This is a genomic window from Photorhabdus hindustanensis, from assembly GCF_002968995.1.
Taxonomy (GTDB): domain Bacteria; phylum Pseudomonadota; class Gammaproteobacteria; order Enterobacterales; family Enterobacteriaceae; genus Photorhabdus; species Photorhabdus akhurstii.
Window position 1 is genome coordinate 1 of the sequence record NZ_PUWT01000185.1, and the last position, 1,729, is coordinate 1,729.

Consider the following 1,729-nt stretch of genomic DNA (forward strand, 5'->3'; position numbering starts at 1 on the left):
CAGTTGCCGTTCTGCCGTCAGGGATAAATATCGGCAGGAATATGACAAAGTTCAGGAGCGGATAGCAACGTGTTCAGGCGCTGACCAGTGCGTTGCCGTTGCCAAAGAGCTGCGGGCATTGCAAGGTGACTACAGTGCCCGGATAGGCGAAATTCAGGAAAAAGCCAGAATGCAGGGGCTGGATTCCCTCACACCGGCAGAAGTGCGGGAATGGGCAGATTTACGCGGTGCGATGTCAAATATTGACGCATCACGGAATTTGGTGCTCCATCGTGCCCAAGTCACCGGCGGCTCAGAAGAAACGACCCAAGAAATCGTGAAGATTATGGGGCAGACTGGGATTGCTGCGTCTGCGGGAGTAGCCGGTGGAATTAGTAAGGTTGGCGCGAAGGAGTAAAAGAAAAGAGTGGAAATACCGATAAACTTCCTAATGGACAACAAGTCAATCACTTCGAAGAGAGTTTACACAATCTCCCTCCAGGAGAACGTGTAGCTCAAGTCAAGCAAATGGCAGCCCAAGTTATTTCATCAAATGGAATGATTAAAGATAATCGGTTAACTAAACTAAATAATCGGGATGTTTATAAAGGGAAAGATGGTTATCTTTATGCATTGGATACTCAACATGGCCGTTTCGAACAAGTACATCCCAAGACAGGTAAACATCAAGGTGAGGTTGATATGGGGATGAGGCCCATAGATAACAGTATTGATAAGTCAGGTAGCCATGATTTAAAGGTTAAATAGTATGGAAAATATAATGAAGTTAATAGATATTCAGGATCATGTTTTAAGGCACGGAAATGTTTTTCGCTTACCAGCACAATGGCCTTATGAGGAATTTGTAGATTTTATGGTAGTTGATTTATCAAATACTGAACGCCCTTATGGATTGATTGTCACTTCTGGACATAAGGCTGGGTTGATATTGGTAAAACTACCAGCGGAATGTAGTTTAATTGAAACAAGGGGATTAAGCACCCAATGGATTATAGATAACTGGGCAAAATGGATTTACCCAGAATGTGATGTCAGTGACGTCTATGTACTCGAACGATATATAGCAACTCCAGTTGCCTGAATATAAACCTTGGCTTCGTGAACTACACTGTAAATGTTGGACAACCATCTGACCATTTAAGGTGTAGTTGACTAAGTCGGAGCAAAGTGGCTTACAGGCTAAAAAGTCGCGTCGGGGCGTTATGGGCCGGTCATCAAACCGTACCGGGAGGAATTGATTGTAACAGACTGATTACATTGGAAAATTCAGTGTCCATCGGTCAACTTTGCAATGGAATGCGTTGTTGTGGACAATAACCACCTAAGTGTGGAGAAGAATCAATCGCGCAGTGAGGAACTGGTTAATTGTCAGGGTGATACCAGTTGTCGTGCGACTGTCAGGGATAAATATCGGCAGGAATATGACAAAGTTCAGGAGCGGATAGCAACGTGTTCAGGCGCTGACCAGTGCGTTGCCGTTGCCAAAGAGCTGCGGGCATTGCAAGGTGACTACAGTGCCCGGATAGGCGAAATTCAGGAAAAAGCCAGAATGCAGGGGCTGGATTCCCTTACGCCGGCAGAAGTGCGGGAATGTGCAGATTTACGCGGTGCGATGTCAAATATTGACGCATCACGGAATTTGGTGCTCCATCGTGCCCAAGTCACCGGCGGCTCAGAAGAAACCACCCAGGAAATCGTGAAGATTATGGGGCAGACGGGAATTGCGGCG

At 46.0% G+C, this 1,729-nt stretch carries 2 protein-coding genes and 2 pseudogenes; all 4 read left to right on the top strand.

Annotated features, from left to right (window positions below):
- Positions 1-397, top strand: a pseudogene (locus tag C6H66_RS25170) (hemolysin BL-binding protein); the annotation flags it as partial.
- A 110-nt stretch (positions 398-507) separates the two neighbouring features.
- Positions 508-747, top strand: a complete 240-nt coding sequence (locus C6H66_RS25175; RefSeq protein ID WP_105397065.1) for a colicin E3/pyocin S6 family cytotoxin — start codon at positions 508-510, stop codon at positions 745-747.
- Between the two features lies 1 nt (position 748).
- Complete coding sequence (imm45, locus tag C6H66_RS25180) at positions 749-1,081, top strand: Imm45 family immunity protein (RefSeq protein ID WP_236637435.1); 333 nt, start codon at positions 749-751, stop codon at positions 1,079-1,081.
- Between the two features lie 210 nt (positions 1,082-1,291).
- A pseudogene (locus C6H66_RS25185) lies at positions 1,292-1,729 on the top strand (hemolysin BL-binding protein); the annotation flags it as partial.